The following is an 18,613-nucleotide window of genomic DNA, read 5'->3' as shown; positions in this document are numbered from 1 at the left end:
CCCTTTCGCAGTCGTTTTTTGTTTGTACGAGCGTAATAAGATGAGCGGCAAAAGACTGGGAGTATTTATATAAGAGAAGGAAAGGAAAAAAACATGAAAAAATGGTTAGCTTGTTTTATGTCAGTTGTTATGCTGTTTGCGAGCTTTCCGGTATCTATTCTGGCGGAGGAAGCGGGACAGGAGCCTTCAGCCCAAATAACAGAGAATAATACCGTGACAGAAAATCAGGAAGTGGACAAAACAGCGGAAAGTGTGGAGGAGGCATCTTCTGAGGCAGTTGAGTCTTCTGAGCCTCAGCCGGAAAAGAAAGAGGCGGGTGCCCTCAATGCAGGAGCGTCTGTTGACCTGGTGGGAAATATCGAGGTGGAAATCCACTTTAGCCAACCAAGAACAAAGCTGTCAGAAACAGCAGTCCTGACTCTGGCAGCCAGCGACGGTACGTCCAAGGAAATCCCTTTAAAGGATGTCGTCAGCGAAAAGGCCACAACGGATTTTGGCAGCAGGAGTATCCAGTATAAGACACTGCTTTTTGACAGAGATTCTAATAAGGTGGACAGCAGCAGCGTTCTTTACAATGAGCAAAAGCCCGATGCAAAGATTTATTTTGCCAATGTCAATTTTTACAGTCTGCCGATTGGAGACTACACTGTCACCGTCTCTGACAAGGGAGTAGTGCCAGCTCAGGCGCAGGTAAGTCTCCAGGGAAGTTCCAAACGTGTCGAATTTATGGGCGGTTCAATTTTAACAGGCGATGTCGACCAAAACGGCAGCATTGACGATGCCGATTACGATGCGGTTATGAAAAGCCTTGGTTCTTCTGAAGCGGACTGTGACCTGAATGGAGATGGAACCGTGGATATTGTTGATCTGGTCTATTTACAGGAAAATATGGGTGTGTCCCATGACTCAGGAAAAGTACAGATCAGTGACACCTCCCCGATTGTAGATCCTGACAACGTGGAAATCAAAACAGGTGAAAAGGATCCTGTGACGATAAAAAGCGGGGATATTGCAAAACTTTTCAGTACGGCCTCCGACCAGGCAGGCGCGGTTCAGTTTGCAAGGGAAGATGGAAGCGCTATTTCGGAGGATACGCCTCTGAGAATTCCGCTTGTAATGAAGGAGCCAGTCATAGCGACAGAGCTTCGCATTGCCCCCAGTGAACTGGGGCTTGAAAATGCGCCAAAGAGGGGAACCATTGAGGTAACCGATGAACTGGACAACATAAAATCTGTGGATTTCGATCTCCAAGGACAGGCGGATTATCTCTTTTTGACAGATGAAGCCTCCCCGTCAACCATTGTTATTGACCTGAAAGGGCAGGTTGCGATTAAAAAGGTTACGATCATTGTAAAAGAAACCAATAAGGCGAGCAGTAATTTGGCGGAAATTTCAAAGGTTGAATTCTTGAATAATACCAAGGATAAAATAGTCGAGCAGGTGACGAGCATCCCGACAAATGTTCAGGTAGCCTCTGGCAATGAAAGTCTGACTGTCAGCTGGGAAGCACAGAGCAATGTAACAGGCTATGAGGTTAAAATGAGTTATACAGACCCCAAAAGCGGTAAGGCAGAGACTGTGCTGACACCTGTGGATGGAACTTACCTGACGATCAGCGATTTGACAAACTTTGTGGAGTATAAAATTTCGGTTCAGTCTGTTAACCGATCAGAGGGCGGAAACTGGGAAAGCGGCTTCAGCGCACCCGTAATAGGAATACCGCTGCCAACCTCAGTGCCTGAACAGCCAGAGGGAATCACCCTAAAAGGCGGATACCGCCAGATTACGGTTAACTGGGAAAAACAAAAAAATTCTACTGGATATAATGTCTACTACCGTGAAAAGGGAAACGGTGAATACACCAAGGCTGGAAATTTAGAAAACACCAGCTATGTGATTGAAAACCTTAAGGATCAGGCTGAATATGAAGTTTACCTGACCGGCTATAACGCCATTGGTGAAGGGGCAAGATCATCTGTATATACCTGCACCACAGAATCCATTGAGCCGCCGGTTACATCAAATTATAAGCTGATCAACCGTGCCGGTGAGGTTAACCAGCCCACCGCCCATATTAAGGACGTCACTTATCCTTATTTAAAGGAAAGTGATTATGAACAGGCCTATGATAAATTTGATATTGTGGACAATGACTATACCTCGTATTGGAATTATGGGGGCTGGAATGCCGGCGGCTGGTCAGGCAAGCTTCAGGCGCCGGTCGTAGAATTTGACCAGTCCTATGAAATGAACGATATTGTGCTGGTGCGCGGCGAAGGTGAGCCAAGCACATATAACGCCTACATGAAAATCCGCTGGTGGGATGAGGCCGGACAGGCACACGATCTGAACATCGGAAAAGACTTTGCGGTTCAGGCGAAAAAGAGCACCAATGGAAAAGAATACTATCGTATCCGCATCAATGAAAAGATTAAACCCGTCAAAATTCAGATGAATCCAGCGCTCTACTGGGCCGGCGCACCCAATGCGCGCTGCCGAATTTCGGAAATAAAATTCTACACTTACGACAGTCTGGCAGATGAAACAAACGCCCTGTTCATGGATGATTTACATGTGGAACTGAGAGACAGCGTAACCATGGAGATTGTGGATAAGCTTATTGAGCGCGCCAATACTCCAGATACTGTGAGCGGAGAGTTTCATCCAGATAAGGATTCCATTCTTTCAGAGCTCATATTGGCAAAAGCGATTCTGAGTGAAACCAATATTGATGATACGGTTCTTGTAGACCAGAATGTATCAAACGCCAAAAATGGCAATTTGGGCTTTGCCATGGCGCTGAATGATTTTCAGCCGCTGGGCCTGGCCGCAAAAGCGGGCGATACCATCAACGTTTATGTGGGAACAGAAGGAAATGTTCTTCCGCAGCTTGTCTATACCCAATACCATCCTGACGTCAAAACAGGCTGGAGCAAAACCGTTAATTTAAAGAAAGGGAAGAACGAAATTACCCTTGAGCAGATTGGCGGTGAAGACAGTGAACGCGGCGGAGCCCTGTATATCCGCTATCCTAATGCCAGCCCATCCGGTAAGGATATCAAGGTGAGAGTGGCAGGAGCGACAAAGATCCCATACTTGAATTTAACGGGAATCACAGATGAGAATGACGCAAAAACGGCGATCCAGTCCTATATTAAAGAACTGAAAGCTTTTGTCGCCAAAGTGCCGGACATGTATGCCGGTGAAGAATCGAAACATCAATGGGATAAAAAATCCAGCATTTACAACAGCACCGATATTATGACGAACCAGATGCTGCTTTCTGTACCGGCGACAGCTGTGCTCGAAGCCCTTAACGGCAGTGAAAGCGAACAGATTGAGCAGCTCTATCAGAACAGTCTGGCCATGGAACAGCTGATGGACATTACCTATAATTCAAAAGGACTGTCCAGAGATGCGGAGAATGCTAAAGATAAATGGCCTGGCTCCAGAATTAATATCCGTTATACCCGTATGTTTACCGGCGCGTTTATGTATGCCACCGGCCAGCATATTGGCATTGAGTATGGCTCAGTCGGCGGTCTGACACATGGACGGCCGCATACGAAACAGGCGGACGGAACCATGGGAGGCGGAAACCTCTATGGCTGGGGAATCGCCCATGAAATTGGACATGTGACCGATGAGGGTGATATGGTCTACGGTGAAACATCCAACAATATCCTCTCTCAGCTTGTAAAAACCTTTGATGAGAAAGCAGAAGCACGGGCCGATTACCCCGCAATATACCAGAAGGTCACTTCTGGCACAAAGGGCTACGCGAGCAATGTATTTACACAGTTGGGTATGTTCTGGCAGCTGCACCTCGCATATGATGATACCTACAACAATCTCGATGATCCCGACAGCTTCTATGGCCGCCTGTATCAAAATTACCGTAGAAATACGATGAAGACAGACAAAGATAACCTGTTAATCCGTATGGCGAGTGATACAGCCAAAAAGGATTTAACCGCTTATTTTGAAAAGTGGGGGCTGACGCCAAATGAAGAAACCATTGAGTATGTGAGCAAGTATCCCAAAGAGGAACGGGCGATCTATTATCTGAACGATGACGCCAGACACAAACGGATTGAAAGGGCGCCGGCAATGGCTAAGAATACAAAGGTTGAGGCGACTCTGAACCATACCGTGGAAAATGGGAAGGACTCAAAGAAGATTACTTTCAATTTGGGTGTAAACAAAAGTTCTGAAGCGATTTTAGGCTATGAAATTATCCGAAATGGGGAGGTGGTTGGCTTTACAACAGGCAATTCCTACACAGACGTGATCTCCTCAATGAACAACCGTGTGCTGAAATACGAGGTGGTGGCTTACGACAATTACCTGAATAAAACCGAAGCTCTGGCGCTCGAGCCGATCAAAATCCAGCATGACGGAAGCATCGCAAAGACAAAATGGACCATGGATACCGATATGACTTCTGAAGGCGATGAATATATCGAGGATTGTACGGGCTCAGGTCTAAGCCATCCGGCGCTGGCCAAGCTCTATGACAATGATTATGGCAGTATCTATGAAGGAACTAAGACCACAAACAATCCGCAGATTACCATCAATTTGCATGAAAATATGCCTGTTGTCGGCTTTAAATACACAGCAGCGGTAAAAGATGGAGCCTTTGTGGAGAATACCATCAAAAATTATACCATCCAGGTAAGTGAGGATGGTGTGAAATGGCAGGATGCCGCAAAGGGCAGCTTCGCAATGACTACAGAAAAGCCTGAAGCGACCGTTTATTTTAATGAAAAGGACCAGGAGGGTGCGAACCAGTTGATCACCTACCGGGCAGAGTATGTGCGGATCATAGCAAATGGTGCGGCAGGCGTAAGCGCGGCAGAGCTTGATATTATTGGACCTCCGGGAGATAATGTGGAGCTTGAGCAGAGTGGCATAGGATTGTTGGAAGAGGATTTTGTCTATGATCCGGACCAGCCGGCCATTAAGGCTGGATCCCTTATTTTTACGGGCAGCTATCGTGGGCATCCGGGCTTTAACGCTGTGCTGCTGAAGGATCAAGACGGCAACAACGTTGTCGGTAAGGATAATGAAGCAGCGAGTATCTTTATGGCCAATATACCGGAAAATGGCAATATCGGTGAAATCAGCCAGGGAACCTGGATTTACTGGATTGATAAGGATCAGCTGGATATGAAGAAGCTTCCGGTGACGGTTAAGGTTGAGCTATACCGAGTCAATAATATGGAAACCAATGAAGGGCAGCGCCTCACCAGTGATACATTTGACGTGAAATTACCCGACAGCCTGCCGAACATCAGGCTGACCGGCGAACAGATACCAGAGGAATAGGAGAGCAGTAATGAAGCAAAATAAAAAACTGAAAAAAATAGGCATTGGCTGTCTTGCGACCCTCATGGCAATCCTTTTTTCAATGCCAGTCCTGGCAGCAGATAACAGCCCTGAGCTGTTGGTCACAAAAGGACAAAATGCGAATCAGGTTAATCTTTCGCTGACAAATCTGGGGGATAAAACCATTAAAGGCTTTTCCCTTGAATTAAAAATTTCCGGTGACGGAGCAGCCTTCACCGGAACAATTCAGGCAGGCAGTGCCCTCAGCACAGAGGACAGCCGTGTGAAAATTATCACAAGAAATGATGGAAAAGAAGCCACGCTGGCCGTTACCCGAAAAGGGCAGCTGCCAGCAGGTAAAATTGACATCGGTACGTTGACGGTTAAGGGAAAAGCAGGTGAAAAATACACCGTTGAAGCCAGCCAGCTTGAAATGGTCGATGTTTCGGATTATCAGAAAAGCAGAGCTGAGATAATCGGACTGGACAAAGATTCCGACGATAATCTGGTCATCGAACATCAGGATACAGCAGATCCTGATCAAAAGCCGGACACCAGACCAGACAGTCCGGAAAACGGCCAGGGCAATGAGAATCCAGACAGCATCGCAGAAAATAATCTTGCGCCGTCGTCCTCTGCACCTTACGGAGCCGGCAACCCGGCAACCGGTGTCATTACAGACCCGGATGCCGCGGCTTTTATAACAGCAGGCATACTCATTGTCATGCTGGCAGGGCTGATGGCCTTTAAACGCAAAAGAATCTTATAAAAAATAAAAACAAAAATCCCGCTGATAGATTCAGCGGGATTTCTGTTTTTTGAGAAATTGATTAATCTTTTCAGGCGTTAAAGCTAGAAAAAGGGAGGACAGTATTAATAAATAATACACAGTATTTTAATAAATATTGGGAACTGTTTAAATTGTTTGGGGAAAGGGGTGTTACACACCACCCCTTTTGGCGTTTTAAAATGGCAGATTTTAATCCCAAACAAGTGTCAAATATTGAGCGATGATTAAATTGTTGGAGATGTAGTTTCTGTGTTCATTGAAGTCCAACCATGTACGGGAAGGAGGAGAAATAAAAAATCCTTCTCCGGATACGAAGAAGGATAAAAAATACTAACACAGTACATGGTAGCTCTCAAACCCTCTAAATCGGAGGCACTTAAGAATAAACTCCTATATAGGTCTTCTGGCTTGGTAATATCATCCGGTTTCCCTTCCCATCCGTCAGGACAGTGGATTGAAACGGGCATTTTACCTTACAGCTGCGATTACAGCAAAGGATTTTCACCTTTTTCCCTTGAACATAGGATCATTCAATATTTAACTAATCATATGATACACCAGATATTGTGGTTTGTCAAGGGTGAAAACGAAAGAAGGCTACAATGTTAAAAAAAGGTCAAAAAAGAACGGGCGATACGGCTCAGGGTATGTCCTTTTCGCCAGATCAGGGCTACCTGCGTATTCAGAACTTTGGCGTCAATATTTTTACAGACAGTATTGGCAGAGTCGATGATCCGGCTGGCGGAGCTGGGGATTACCGCAACGCCGATGCCAGCATTGGCCCACATGAGAGATGTCCGGGCATCATCATTTTTGCAGACCGCCTTTGAGGGCAAGCCTGCCGATTCAAAAGCGCCTTCAATCAGAGACTCAAAGCGGCGATAATAGATCAGCGGCTTTTGAGACAGCGCCTGGAGTGTAATAATATCGGAGGCAATACCCTCAAAAAAAGCAGGAGCGCCGACTGCAACCATGGGCTCAGACTCTAAAAAATGCGTTTCAAATCCTTCTGAATGAAAAGGCGTGCGCACAATGCCGAGCTCGATAATGCCGGCATTTAACAGGTCGATGACCTGAAAGGTAGTGCCTTCGTGAAGCTCGAACCGGATATGCGGGTGAAGAGAATGAAAAGCCGGGAGCGCGTCCGACAAAATGATAGCGCCGGAAGAAGAGATGGTGCCGAGGGTGAGCGTGCCCTCCAGGCCGTCGTGAATATCGCGGAGCTCCTGCACGGTCTGTTCTGCCAGTGTGAGCAGGGTACAGGCCTTTTCATACAACACTCTGCCTGCTTCGTTCAGAGTAATTTTTCGGGCGCCGCGCTCCATCAGCGTGACGCCCAGCTCGGATTCCAGCTGTTTGATCTGCTGGCTGAGCGGAGGTTGAGAGAGATTCAGCTTTTTAGCCGCGGCGGAGATTGTTCCCTCCTCCACCACTGTTTTAAAATAAAGCAGCTGTTTGAGATCCATTGGGATTCCTTTCTATTTGTTTTTTGTATAGAAGATATATAAACTAAATATTATTCATATGGTTATTTTTATGATAACATAGTCCTGATGAGACGTAAAGACAGGAGAAGAGAAATGTTAAAACTAGCGCATTATCTTAAGCATTTTAAAAAAGAGATGATACTCGGACCATTTTTCAAGCTGACTGAGGCGGTTTTTGAGCTGATTGTCCCGCTGGTCATGGCCAGCATTATTGATGTGGGAATAAAAAATGGCGATACCCGGTATGTCTATCATATGGGTGGGCTGATGGTGGCTCTGGGCGCGGCGGGTCTGTGCTTTGCGCTGATTGCCCAATATTTTGCCGCCAGGGCTTCTCAGGGGACAGGCACGCTTATGCGGCGTGATTTTTTTGCGCACATTAACCGGCTTTCCTATGCCGAGATTGATAAAATCGGCACACCTTCACTCATTACCCGGATAACCAATGATATCGACCAGCTGCAGGTGGCAGTGGCCATGACCATCCGGCTTTTGCTTCGGGTGCCTTTTTTAATTATCGGCGCGACGATTATGGCGATGACCATTGATCTGAAGCTGTCAGTTGTTTTTTTGGTAGCGGCGCCGCTCATTGCGCTGACCATCTATTTTGTCATGAGCCGCGCCGTGCCCGTCTACAAAAAAATCCAGTCAAAGATTGATGGGATATCACTCATTACCCGTGAAAATCTGGACGGGGTACGGGTAATCCGGGCATTTTCAAAGCAGGAGAGCGAGACAGCCCGTTTTGCGGCGGCAAATGAGAATCTGATGAAAGCATCGCTGAAGGCCGGGCGTATTTCGTCGCTGCTCAATCCTCTTACCTATGCCATTGTCAATGTCGCCATTCTCTTTATCCTCTGGTTTGGCGGCATCCGTGTCAACGCCGGTGATCTGAGCCAGGGAGAGGTGATTGCCTTTATCAATTATATGACGCAGATTTTGCTGGCGCTGATCGTTGCGGCCAATCTTGTGGTGATCTTTACCAAGGCAGCTGCCAGCGCGGCGAGGATTAACGCGGTTTTTGATACCAGGCCTTCAATCACCCCAGGCAGTGCGCGCTTATCCGAAGTATCCGCCGAAACGGATGATGAAATACAATTTCAGAATGTTTCTTTTTCTTACAATCAAAATAATGAATATGCCCTGAGAAATCTCAGCTTTTCGATTAAAAAGGGCGAGACCATCGGTATTATCGGCGGTACAGGTGCCGGGAAGAGTACACTGGTCAATCTGATTCCCCGATTTTACGATGTAACGGGGGGAAGCGTCCGCGTAGATGGGATCAGGGTACAGGAATACCCTTTGGAGCATCTGCGCTTAAAAACCGGCATGGTTCCTCAAAAACCAGTCCTTTTTACCGGAACGATCCGGGAGAATATGAAATGGGGAAATCCAAGGGCTAATGATGAGGAAATCGGTCGGGCGCTGGAAATTGCCCAGGCGGCTGAAATCATTCAAAAAATGCCAAAGGGGTTAGACACTGAGATATACCAGGGCGGAAAGAACCTGTCAGGAGGCCAGAAGCAGCGCCTGACCATCGCCAGAGCACTGGTGCGCCGTCCTGAAATTCTGATTTTGGATGACAGTGCCAGCGCCCTTGACTTTGCGACAGATGCGGCTCTCAGAAAGGCTATAAACAGGGAAACAGGCAGCATGACGGTGCTTATGGTGTCGCAGCGGGTTACCACTGTAAAAAACGCCGACCGGATCATCGTGCTGGATCAGGGAAGAATGGCGGGATTCGGCAGCCATGAAACGCTTTTTAAGACTTGCGGTGTATACCGCGAAATCTGCCTTTCACAGCTGAGCAGTCAGGAGGCCAGCCAATGAGAAAAGAAAATAAAGTACCGGTTATTCCAAGATTATGGGCTTACGCAAAGCCATATGGCATTTTTCTTTTTCTGGGCCTTGTCTGTGCGGTAATCAGCATCGCGCTGTCCTTATGGATGCCTATCCTGATCGGCCGAGGGGTCGATTATATCGTAGGGCCGGGACAGGTGGATTTTTCAGGCGTTATGCGCTATGTGATCATTCTTGGGGTTAATATCGGCGTCACTGTTGTTTTCCAGTATCTCATGAGCCTATGCACCAACCAGATTACCTATAAAACGATTCAGAATATCCGAAAAGATGCTTTTGAGAAGTTTAACACTGTGCCGCTGAAATATATCGACAGCCATTCTCACGGCGATTTGATGAGCCGTTTTGTCAATGATATCGAGCTGATTTCAAATGGCCTGCTGCAGGGCCTGACCCAGCTCTTTACCGGAGTGGTGACGATTCTGGGAACGCTGGCGTTCATGCTGTCAATCAATATGAGCATCACAGTGGTTGTGGTGCTGGTAACGCCCTTATCCATCTTTGTGGCAGGGATCATCGCGAGGCTTTCATACAGTAAGTTTAAAGAGCAGTCTGTGGTGCGCGGTGACCTGAGCGGTTTTGTGGAAGAGATGGTTGGAAACCAGAAGGTCGTTACAGCTTTCAGCCATGAAGAAAAGGCAGAGCAGGCGTTTGAGGCCATCAACCAGCGTCTTTACCGCTGCGGCGTGCGCGCCCAGTTTTACTCATCGCTGACCAACCCCTCCACACGTTTTGTCAACGCCATGGTTTACGCCGCTGTGGGTATAACAGGGGCTATTTCAGTCATTGGGGGTGGCCTGAGCGTCGGACAGCTGTCAAGCTTTTTATCTTATGCTAACCAGTACACCAAGCCCTTTAACGAGGTGACCGGCGTGCTGACAGAAATCCAGACAGCCTTTGCCTCGGCGCGGAGAGTATTCGCCCTCCTGGATGAACGGCCTGAGCCCAGCGATGCAGAGCTGCCGGCACTGCCACCGGCAGAAGGCGCGGTGTGCGTGGAGCATGTGGACTTTTCATACCAGCCGGATACGCGCCTTATTAAGGATTTGAACATCACTGCTGAGCCAGGGCAGCGGATCGCGCTGGTCGGACCGACAGGCTGCGGAAAAACCACGATTATCAACCTGCTCATGCGCTTCTATGATGTGGACCGCGGCAGTATTGCAGTGGACGGGCACCCGGTAAAAAGCGTTACCCGCAGCAGCCTCAGGGGGCAGTATGGCATGGTGCTTCAGGACACCTGGCTGTTCTCTGGAACGATCCGGGAAAATATAGCCTATGGCAGGCCGGACGCCACTGATGAGGAGATCGTAGAGGCGGCACGAAAAGCCTATGCGGACAGCTTTATCAGGCAGCTTGAAAAAGGGTATGATACCCAGATTGCCGAAGGCGGCGACAATCTTTCCCAGGGACAGCGTCAGCTGCTCTGTATCGCCAGAGTGATGCTGACCAAACCGCCGATGCTGATTCTGGATGAAGCGACCAGCAGCATTGACACACGGACGGAAGTGCGTATCCAGAACGCCTTTAATGACATGATGAAGGGGAGGACCAGCTTTGTGGTTGCCCACCGCCTGTCCACTATCCGCAGCGCCGATACAATTCTGGTTATGAACCAGGGGCGTATTATTGAGCGGGGAAACCATGAGACCCTGATGGCGCAGAACGGTTTTTATACAAAGCTTTATAACAGCCAGTTTGAGGGAAACGAATAGCTGTTTTACTTTACGATTACAAGATATTAAAACAAGTACCGAAACCGACAGGTTTATGATAAAATAATTTGGAACAATTCAAGGAGGCGTTAAATAAATATGAACGAAAAAGCAAAGGTCTATTTTACGAATTTCAGGGCAAATCCAAAAATGAATCTCCTGCAAAAGCTTAAGAAGCTGATCATTGAGGCAGGAATGACCGAAATTGATTTTGAAAATAAATTTACAGCCATTAAAATCCATTTTGGAGAGCCCGGAAATATCGCCTATCTCCGGCCAAATTTTTCCCGTGTGGTGGTGGAGCTGATTAAGGAGCAGGGAGGCAGGCCGTTTCTGACAGACTGCAACACCCTGTATGTAGGCCGCCGGAAGGATGCCCTGGAGCATCTCGACGCTGCCTATGAAAATGGCTATAATCCATTTACTACCGGCTGTCAGCTGATCATTGCCGATGGCCTTAAGGGAACCGATGAGGTGGAGGTGCCAGTGAATGGTGAATACATCAAAGAGGCAAAAATAGGACGTGCCGTTATGGATGCGGACATCTTCATTACACTGAGCCATTTTAAAGGCCATGAGAACACTGGTTTTGGTGGCGCTCTTAAGAACATAGGGATGGGCTGCGGCTCCAGACGCGGAAAAATGGAAATGCACAATGCTGGAAAACCCCATGTCATTGAAAAGAAATGCCGTGACTGTAAAGTCTGTAAGGATATCTGTGCGATGAATGCCATCTCTTATCCGGAAAAAGCCGTGATTGACCATGACAAATGTGTAGGGTGCGGACGCTGTATCGGGATCTGTCCCTTTGACGCCATCGCTACGCCAAATGACGAAAGCTTTGATGTGCTCAACAAGAAGATGGCTGAGTACAGTCTGGCGGTTGTAAAAGGCCGCCCGAATTTTCACATCAGCCTGGTAATGGATGTTTCGCCGTTCTGCGACTGTCATGCCGAAAATGACCTGCCGATTATTCAGGACGTCGGCATGTTTGCTTCTTATGATCCGGTCGCTCTTGACATGGCATGCGCCGATGCCTGCAACAAAGCGCCCATCATCCCCGGCAGCTATCTGGCAGACCAGATCCATAAAAACCATGTCCATGATCCTGAAGACCATGACCGTTTTATCTGCACACACCCGGAAACGGACTGGCGCGTATGTCTGGAGCACGCAGAAAAAATCGGGCTTGGAACCAGACAGTATGAATTAATTGAAGTAAAATAGTGAAAAAGCTGCCTGAATAATCAGGCAGCTTTTTATTTTGGGAGGCATTAATTCTTGTTTTTCATGAATGGATGTCTTTTTTTATTTGGCAAAAACATTTAATTTACAAAAATATATAAAATTTTAAATGGAATGCAAAAAAATATTGCGGTTAATAAAATACAAACTTAATATGTAAAGGTTTTAAAACAAGTTACACAAAAAATTGCGCGCAATTTTTTGTGTAAAAAGAATAATAAAAAATTTGAAATCTATATTTATCATTGTCATAAGAGAATAAAAGATATAAAAAAAAGAGTTTAAGTAAATTTTCGTAAAAAAATAAAAAATATACTTGGCATAAAATTTGCAAATATTAATTACAAGCCATCTTATATGAAAGGGGGAACAATAAGAAGAAGGCTGAAGGCTCGCGGTAACAATGTTTTTATAATAATCCAAGGGGGAAAAAATGAAAAAATTTGATTTTAAACGAGCGATTCAATTTATTTGCCTGTGTGGCGCAAGCATTATCTATTATGTGCCCTATATGAAAGCAAGCTTTTATGACGCGTTAATTCAGGCGTTCAATGTCACAAACGTAGAGCTTGGAATTATGACAAGCGCATACACAACCATGACAATTGCCACATATTTTTTAGGAGGGTTGGTAGCGGATAAATTTTCAGCAAGAAAGCTGCTGGCTTTTTCATATGTGGCTTCAGGGCTGTTGTGCGTAGGGTTTGGCACAATTCCCGATTATCGTGTAGCGGTAGTGCTCTTTGCTATTTTAGGGGTTACCACCACCTTAACCTTCTGGTCGGCTTTGATCAAAGCCATCCGTATTTTTGCCAGACCAGGTGAAGAGGGGAAAGCCCAGGGAGATGTTGAGGGGACCAGAAGTATTCTGGCAGCAGTTCTTGGGACAATAGCCATTTTTATTTTCAGCCAGTTTTCCAATATTGTAACAGGTATGCAGGTGGTTATTTTTATCTTTGGCGGCGCCTGTATATTAATCGGAATTCTCATTTGGATTTTCTTTGAAAGAGATGAACCAGATAAGGACCAAAATCTCGGCATTGGAAAGATCCTTTTAACCTGTCTGAAAAACCCAAATGTCTGGCTGATGTCCTTTATTGTTTTTGGCGCATTTATTTCCTGCACGACAACGCCTTACATGACACCATACGGGACGCAGATGTTTGGCCTGTCAATAACCCTGGGAGCGATTCTGGGCATGTTCAGGGATTATATGCAGCCCATCGGGGCCCTGATCTCAGGGAACGTCAGCAATAAAACCGGGATTTCAAAATTGTTGATTATTGTGACTGCACTGCTGGCAGTCATCAATATTTTCATCGCGATTATTCCACAGCAGGCCTCTCTTGTGATTCTGGTATTTATCGGAACAGCGCTGGGATATATTATCCTTGGGGCAGCCAGAGGCATTTATTTTGCAACCCTGCCAGAAGCGGATATTCCAATGTATATGTCGGGCACGGTCATTGGGATTATCTCGACCATTGGTTTTTTACCGGACAGCTTTATGCCGATCATCATCGGTAACTGGCTGGACACCTACCCGCCGGAGCTGGCATACCGCTTTATTTTTATAGCGGCAGCGGCAGGCGCCATATTTGCATGTATTATCTCCATTATTTTTCATAAACGAAATAAGGAAACCATCGCAAAGCTGGCAGTGATTCAAAAAGAAGGGAAAATTGCGGATGAAAAAAACACAGAGCCTTCTGTGTGAAGTAGGGAGAAGGTAAAATATGAAAGCCTATGAACAGTATATTTCTAAAGCGTCGGTTGAAAAAATACATGAAAATACGTTGAGGATATTATCTGAAATCGGTGTTAATTTTGAAAATGAGCGCGCGCTGGAGGTATTTAAAAAGAACGGTGCAAGAGTAGAGGGCGAGACCGTTTTTATTGATGAGAAAATGCTGGATGCAGCCTTACAAGCAGCGCCTGAAAAATTTATGCTTTATTCCAGTTCTTATAAAAATATGGAAATTGGCGGCGGCAGCATGATGAAAATCGCCCTTGCTTCCAACATTTACATTCAGGATGGGGAAAGAATCCGAAAAACAACGAATGAAGACAATATTAAGCAGTTTAAAATGGGAATCATGAGCCCTGTCATCGACTCCGCCGTACTGAACCAGTTTCCGGATACAAAGCAATTTACAGATGAGGAAAAAATATTTGGCGTTTACGCCATGGACTTAAAATATTCGGGGAAAAGCCATATAAATGCCAATGAAATGACCCTGGGCCTGGACCCAGGAGCTGTTTATGGTTTGACGCGGAAAGGTATCCAGCTGATTAAGGAATTTGAAGGGATCAGGGACCGGTATGTGTGCTACCGAAGCCTGAACGTGCTGTCGCCCTTGACCTATGACAGCGCGCCCATCGAAAAGATTTTTGCGGCCTGCGATGAGAAACAGCCATTGATTTTATCACCCTGCGCAATGCCAGTGCTGACAGGACCGCCCTCGGTAGCGGGCATCCTCTCAATGAACAATGCGGAAATACTGGCAGGGCTGGTGCTCATACAGCTGATACGGCCAGGAACGGGCTTTGTCTATGGGAATACATCTGGCTCTTCAGACTTAAAAACACTTCAGCTGACCATCGGCACACCCGAGACAGCGTTAATCGCCTACGGAACTGCTGCGCTGGCGGACCGCTATGGCCTGCCCTTCAGAACAGGCGGCTCCTTATCAGACGCCAAAGATTTAGACGGACAGGCTGGCGCTGAAACGATGATGCTCCTAAAGGCAACAATCGATGTTCAGCCGGATGTAATCTACCATACCATTGGGACATTGGGCACCTTTAATGTACTGAGCCTTGAAAAATTCATTATGGATGAGGAAATTATCGGCATGCTTGAGCGTGAGCGAAGCGGGATTGACTGTTCGGAAGAGAAATTATGCTTTGACGCCATCCGAAAGGTTGGGCCTCGGGGAACGTTTTTGAAGGGCAGAACACCAAAGATGTACCGAGAAGAGTTTTATAAAACGTCTTTGTTCAATAAAGAGGACCCAAATCAGTGGCAGAATGAAGGGGGCATCAGTATTAAGGAGAAAGCCGGGAACGAGGTTCAAAAGCGTCTGGAGGCCTATGAGGCGCCAGACCGGACAAAAGACCAATGCAGATTATTGGACGCATTTATCCCGAAAGCATACAGGGAAGGGATCTAGCCCGATGAAAGCATATGAAAAGTACATAAAGAAAGAAGAAATTGAAAAGATACATGAAAAAAGCCTGTACATATTAAAAAATACAGGAATCCGGTTTGAGCATCCGGAAGCCCTCGATATTTTCAAAAGAAATGGCGCTGTGGTTGAGAATGATACGGTTTATCTGAATGAAAAAATGGTCCAAAACGCGCTGGCTACAGTGCCGGAGAGCTTTACGCGGTTTTCCTTAAAAGGAAGCTACGAGGTAGGGCGCGGATCCAGAATCATGCGTCCGGCAGATGGGGCGATCTATTTATCGGAGAACGGCCGCATTCGCAAAATGCACAATGACGATATTATCAGGCAGTTTAAATTAGGTGAGACAAGCAGGGTTGTCAACAGTAACGACGTAAACGGTTTTCTGGAAACAGCGCATTTCAGCAAAGAACAAAAGATATTTTCAAATATTGCGATCGCTTTAAAATACAGTCATACAGCGCCTGTGGCGCTTATGCCAAGAACCTTTGCCTTATCTGAGAAGGAAAGCGTGCGGGAAATCTTCGCGGCGGGAATCCGGCTGGTCAAACGTTTTGAAGGCGTGGAGGAGGATGAAAAATATGTGATTTCTTACGGGGTGAACACGCTGTCGCCGCTATGCTATGATCATGACCCCGTTGAGCGCATTTTAGCGCATTGTGATGAAAACCAGCCGTTGTGGATCAGCCCCTGCGGGATGGCGCTTTTGACAGCGCCTCCGTCAATTGCGGGCATGATGGCTATGACAAATGCTGAGACCCTGGCAGGGATTGTCCTCACACAGCTTTGCCGACCGGGTCTGCCGGTTGTTTACGGAAACACCTCGGCAGGTACAAATCTGAGGACTCTGCAGCTGAGCATCGGCGCTCCGGAGTCTGCGCTGATCTGTTACGCGACAGCAGGGCTGGCAGATTTGTATCATATGCCATTCAGAACAGGGGGAGCGCTGAGTGACGCCAAGGATTTTGACATTCAGGCAGGAATCGAGTCGGAGATGCTCACCTTTGCAACGCTGGACTGCGGCGCCGATCTGGTCGCGCACGCCTGTGGAATTATGGGCTCGTTTAATGTTATCAGCTTTGAGAAGTATATTATTGATGAGGAAATAACAGCCATGTGTGACCGTCTTATCAGCGGTATTGACTGTGATGAAAGCCATTTCTGCCTTGATGAAATCGAAAAAACCGGCGCGCGGGGCACTTTTTTAAAAGGCAGAACGCCAAAGATGTATCGGCAGGAGTTCTATCTTCCTCAATTTTTGAATAAAGAAGATCCTAATCAATGGATGAACAGAGGGGCCCCAGGTATTTATGAAATCTGCAGAGAGGAGGTTGAGCGGCGCATTGCCTCCTATCAGGCGCCCGATATTACAAAAGAACAAAATGACTTGCTTACACCCTATATTCCTGTTGAGTATAGAGAAAAAATATAGACAAAATAGTGAGTCTTAATGAAGAACAAAACCATTTTGACATACCAGTATTTTAGGTTAAAATACCATCACCAAAAAACAAGAGGTGCTTTATGAAAAATGGGAAAACAGATCAAAAATTGATGCCGGCGGAATGTCTTGAAAAAATAGAGGATTTCTGTGTGCTGGTTGTCGATAAAAACAAAAAGATTATCGCTTATTCAAAAGGCTGTGAACGCATTGAGGAAATGAAACGAGAGGACGCGATCGGGAAAAACCCCAATGAAATCTATAAGCCGAACGATCCGGATAAGACCATCAGTCTGGAGAATGAGGGCCGGTCTTTACTGTTGAATACCCTGAAGGATGGACGCTGCTATAAAGACACATTTTCCTATTATAAAACACAAAACGGCAAGGAGTGCACAGTGCTCTTCAATTCTTTTCCTGTTTTTGATGAAAATGGGAATATTGAAATGAGCGTGGGCACCTACCGGGAGATATCCGAGTATTTTAACCTGATTGATACAATTAATAAGAAAAACCATGACAACGGGACGCTGGGCGCTGTGAGGCTGAATAATAACACACAGTATACCTTTGAGGATATCATAGGAGAAAGCAATGAAATGAAGCAGTGCGTTGAAAAGGCAAAGTTGGCTGGAAAGACGGACGTGCCGATTATGATATCCGGGGCTACGGGAACGGGAAAAGAGGTCTTTGCCCAGAGCATCCATAATATCAGTGATCGGAAAAAGAACCATTTTGTGGCTGTTAACTGCAGCGCTATTCCAGAAAATCTTCTGGAGAGCACACTTTTTGGCGTGAGGAGCGGTTCCTTTACCGGTGCGAAGGAGCGGAAGGGGCTTTTTGAGGAGGCTGAAGGCGGCACGCTTTTTCTGGATGAGCTGAATTCTATGAACATTACAATCCAGTCCAAATTGCTGAGGGTACTGGAAGAGAAGAGGTTTAGAAGAGTGGGCGGGAACAAAGAGATTGTTGCGGATGTCCGTATCATCGCCGCCATTAACCAGGATCCCCTTGAGGCCATCAAGGAAAACCGGCTGCGCTCAGACCTTTATTACCGGCTCAGCGTATTTAATCTTCAGCTGCCGCCACTGAAAAATCGAAAAGAAGACATTATCGCTCTTTCAAACCATTATATTTCTGAGGTCGCGGCCTTCCTTGGGAAAAAAGTAAACAGCCTGTCAAAAACAAGCAGAAAAATTCTGCTGAAGCATGACTGGCCCGGGAACACAAGGGAGCTGCGGCATGTCATTACACAAAGCCTGTATTTGGCCGGAAACGACTGTTACGCGCTGGAAAGCGCATGTCTGCCAGAATACCTGCTGGACCGCTACAAGGCGATCGAAGAAAAACAGACGGCTTCGCTGAGCTTAGGCGCCAACAAAAATCTCAGGGAGATGGTCGATAATTTTGAAAAAGAAACCATTATTAAGGCATTAAAACAAAATAAAAATAATGTGACTCAGGCGGCAAGGCTTTTGAATATTTCAAGACAGAATTTACAAAATAAAATGAGAAAATATAAAATTTCCGGATAGATATCCAGATTGGAGAATGAA

General features: G+C 46.4%; 10 protein-coding genes and 1 riboswitch. Of the genes, 9 read left to right on the top strand and 1 reads right to left on the bottom strand.

All coding sequences use genetic code 11. From position 1 onward, the window contains the following. Positions 1-93 precede the first annotated feature (93 nt). Together BUC22_RS16015 and BUC22_RS16010 are read left to right on the top strand one after the other, a co-directional pair. Positions 94-5,331: a fibronectin type III domain-containing protein gene (locus tag BUC22_RS16015; RefSeq protein ID WP_013381023.1), complete on the top strand. Its 5,238-nt coding sequence runs from the start codon at positions 94-96 to the stop codon at positions 5,329-5,331. Positions 5,332-5,341: 10 nt separating this feature from the next. Continuing rightward, a complete protein-coding gene (locus BUC22_RS16010) occupies positions 5,342-6,100 on the top strand; it encodes a hypothetical protein (protein ID WP_013381022.1) in 759 nt (252 codons plus the stop codon). A gap of 397 nt (positions 6,101-6,497) precedes the next feature. Beyond that, a riboswitch (cobalamin riboswitch) is annotated at positions 6,498-6,660 on the bottom strand. A 66-nt stretch (positions 6,661-6,726) separates the two neighbouring features. On the opposite strand, the gene BUC22_RS16005 is transcribed toward BUC22_RS16010, so the two are convergent. Then, positions 6,727-7,587, bottom strand: a complete 861-nt coding sequence (locus BUC22_RS16005) for a LysR family transcriptional regulator (RefSeq protein WP_013381021.1) — start codon at positions 7,585-7,587, stop codon at positions 6,727-6,729. Between the two features lie 114 nt (positions 7,588-7,701). Between BUC22_RS16005 and BUC22_RS16000 the strand changes: the two genes are divergently transcribed. The 7 genes from BUC22_RS16000 to BUC22_RS15970 all read left to right on the top strand — a co-directional run bounded on the left by BUC22_RS16000 (position 7,702) and on the right by BUC22_RS15970 (position 18,592). Then, entirely contained in the window at positions 7,702-9,438 is a 1,737-nt protein-coding gene (locus BUC22_RS16000) for an ABC transporter ATP-binding protein (protein WP_013381020.1), read from the top strand. Beyond that, positions 9,435-11,183, top strand: coding sequence for an ABC transporter ATP-binding protein (locus tag BUC22_RS15995; protein WP_013381019.1), 1,749 nt, complete (start codon positions 9,435-9,437; stop codon positions 11,181-11,183). Before BUC22_RS16000 ends, BUC22_RS15995 begins: the two co-directional genes overlap by 4 nt. 99 nt (positions 11,184-11,282) lie before the next feature. Then, positions 11,283-12,410 (top strand): DUF362 domain-containing protein, encoded by a 1,128-nt coding sequence (locus BUC22_RS15990; protein WP_013381018.1) that lies wholly within the window; start codon positions 11,283-11,285, stop codon positions 12,408-12,410. Positions 12,411-12,861: 451 nt separating this feature from the next. Beyond that, complete coding sequence (locus BUC22_RS15985; RefSeq protein WP_013381017.1) at positions 12,862-14,145, top strand: MFS transporter; 1,284 nt, start codon at positions 12,862-12,864, stop codon at positions 14,143-14,145. 19 nt (positions 14,146-14,164) lie between these two features. Continuing rightward, positions 14,165-15,601 (top strand): trimethylamine methyltransferase family protein, encoded by a 1,437-nt coding sequence (locus BUC22_RS15980; RefSeq protein ID WP_013381016.1) that lies wholly within the window; start codon positions 14,165-14,167, stop codon positions 15,599-15,601. A gap of 4 nt (positions 15,602-15,605) precedes the next feature. Next, the gene (locus BUC22_RS15975) at positions 15,606-17,048 is read left to right on the top strand and encodes a trimethylamine methyltransferase family protein (RefSeq protein ID WP_013381015.1); all 1,443 of its coding nucleotides are present in this window, start codon (positions 15,606-15,608) and stop codon (positions 17,046-17,048) included. Positions 17,049-17,140: 92 nt separating this feature from the next. Next, positions 17,141-18,592: a sigma-54 interaction domain-containing protein gene (locus tag BUC22_RS15970; protein ID WP_013381014.1), complete on the top strand. Its 1,452-nt coding sequence runs from the start codon at positions 17,141-17,143 to the stop codon at positions 18,590-18,592. Positions 18,593-18,613 lie beyond the last annotated feature (21 nt).

This window comes from Eubacterium callanderi (assembly GCF_900142645.1).
Taxonomy (GTDB): domain Bacteria; phylum Bacillota; class Clostridia; order Eubacteriales; family Eubacteriaceae; genus Eubacterium; species Eubacterium callanderi.
The sequence above is the reverse complement of the archived record's forward strand: the minus strand, read 5'-3'. Positions and strand labels throughout refer to the sequence as shown.

Coding starts and splice junctions, on each gene's coding strand:
- BUC22_RS16015 (WP_013381023.1), top strand. CDS start 94: ATGAAAAAATGGTTAGCTTGTTTTATGTCAGTTGTTATGCTGTTTGCG.
- BUC22_RS15975 (WP_013381015.1), top strand. CDS start 15,606: ATGAAAGCATATGAAAAGTACATAAAGAAAGAAGAAATTGAAAAGATA.
- BUC22_RS15980 (WP_013381016.1), top strand. CDS start 14,165: ATGAAAGCCTATGAACAGTATATTTCTAAAGCGTCGGTTGAAAAAATA.
- BUC22_RS16010 (WP_013381022.1), top strand. CDS start 5,342: ATGAAGCAAAATAAAAAACTGAAAAAAATAGGCATTGGCTGTCTTGCG.
- BUC22_RS16005 (WP_013381021.1), bottom strand. CDS start 7,587: ATGGATCTCAAACAGCTGCTTTATTTTAAAACAGTGGTGGAGGAGGGA.
- BUC22_RS15990 (WP_013381018.1), top strand. CDS start 11,283: ATGAACGAAAAAGCAAAGGTCTATTTTACGAATTTCAGGGCAAATCCA.
- BUC22_RS15970 (WP_013381014.1), top strand. CDS start 17,141: ATGAAAAATGGGAAAACAGATCAAAAATTGATGCCGGCGGAATGTCTT.
- BUC22_RS15985 (WP_013381017.1), top strand. CDS start 12,862: ATGAAAAAATTTGATTTTAAACGAGCGATTCAATTTATTTGCCTGTGT.
- BUC22_RS15995 (WP_013381019.1), top strand. CDS start 9,435: ATGAGAAAAGAAAATAAAGTACCGGTTATTCCAAGATTATGGGCTTAC.
- BUC22_RS16000 (WP_013381020.1), top strand. CDS start 7,702: ATGTTAAAACTAGCGCATTATCTTAAGCATTTTAAAAAAGAGATGATA.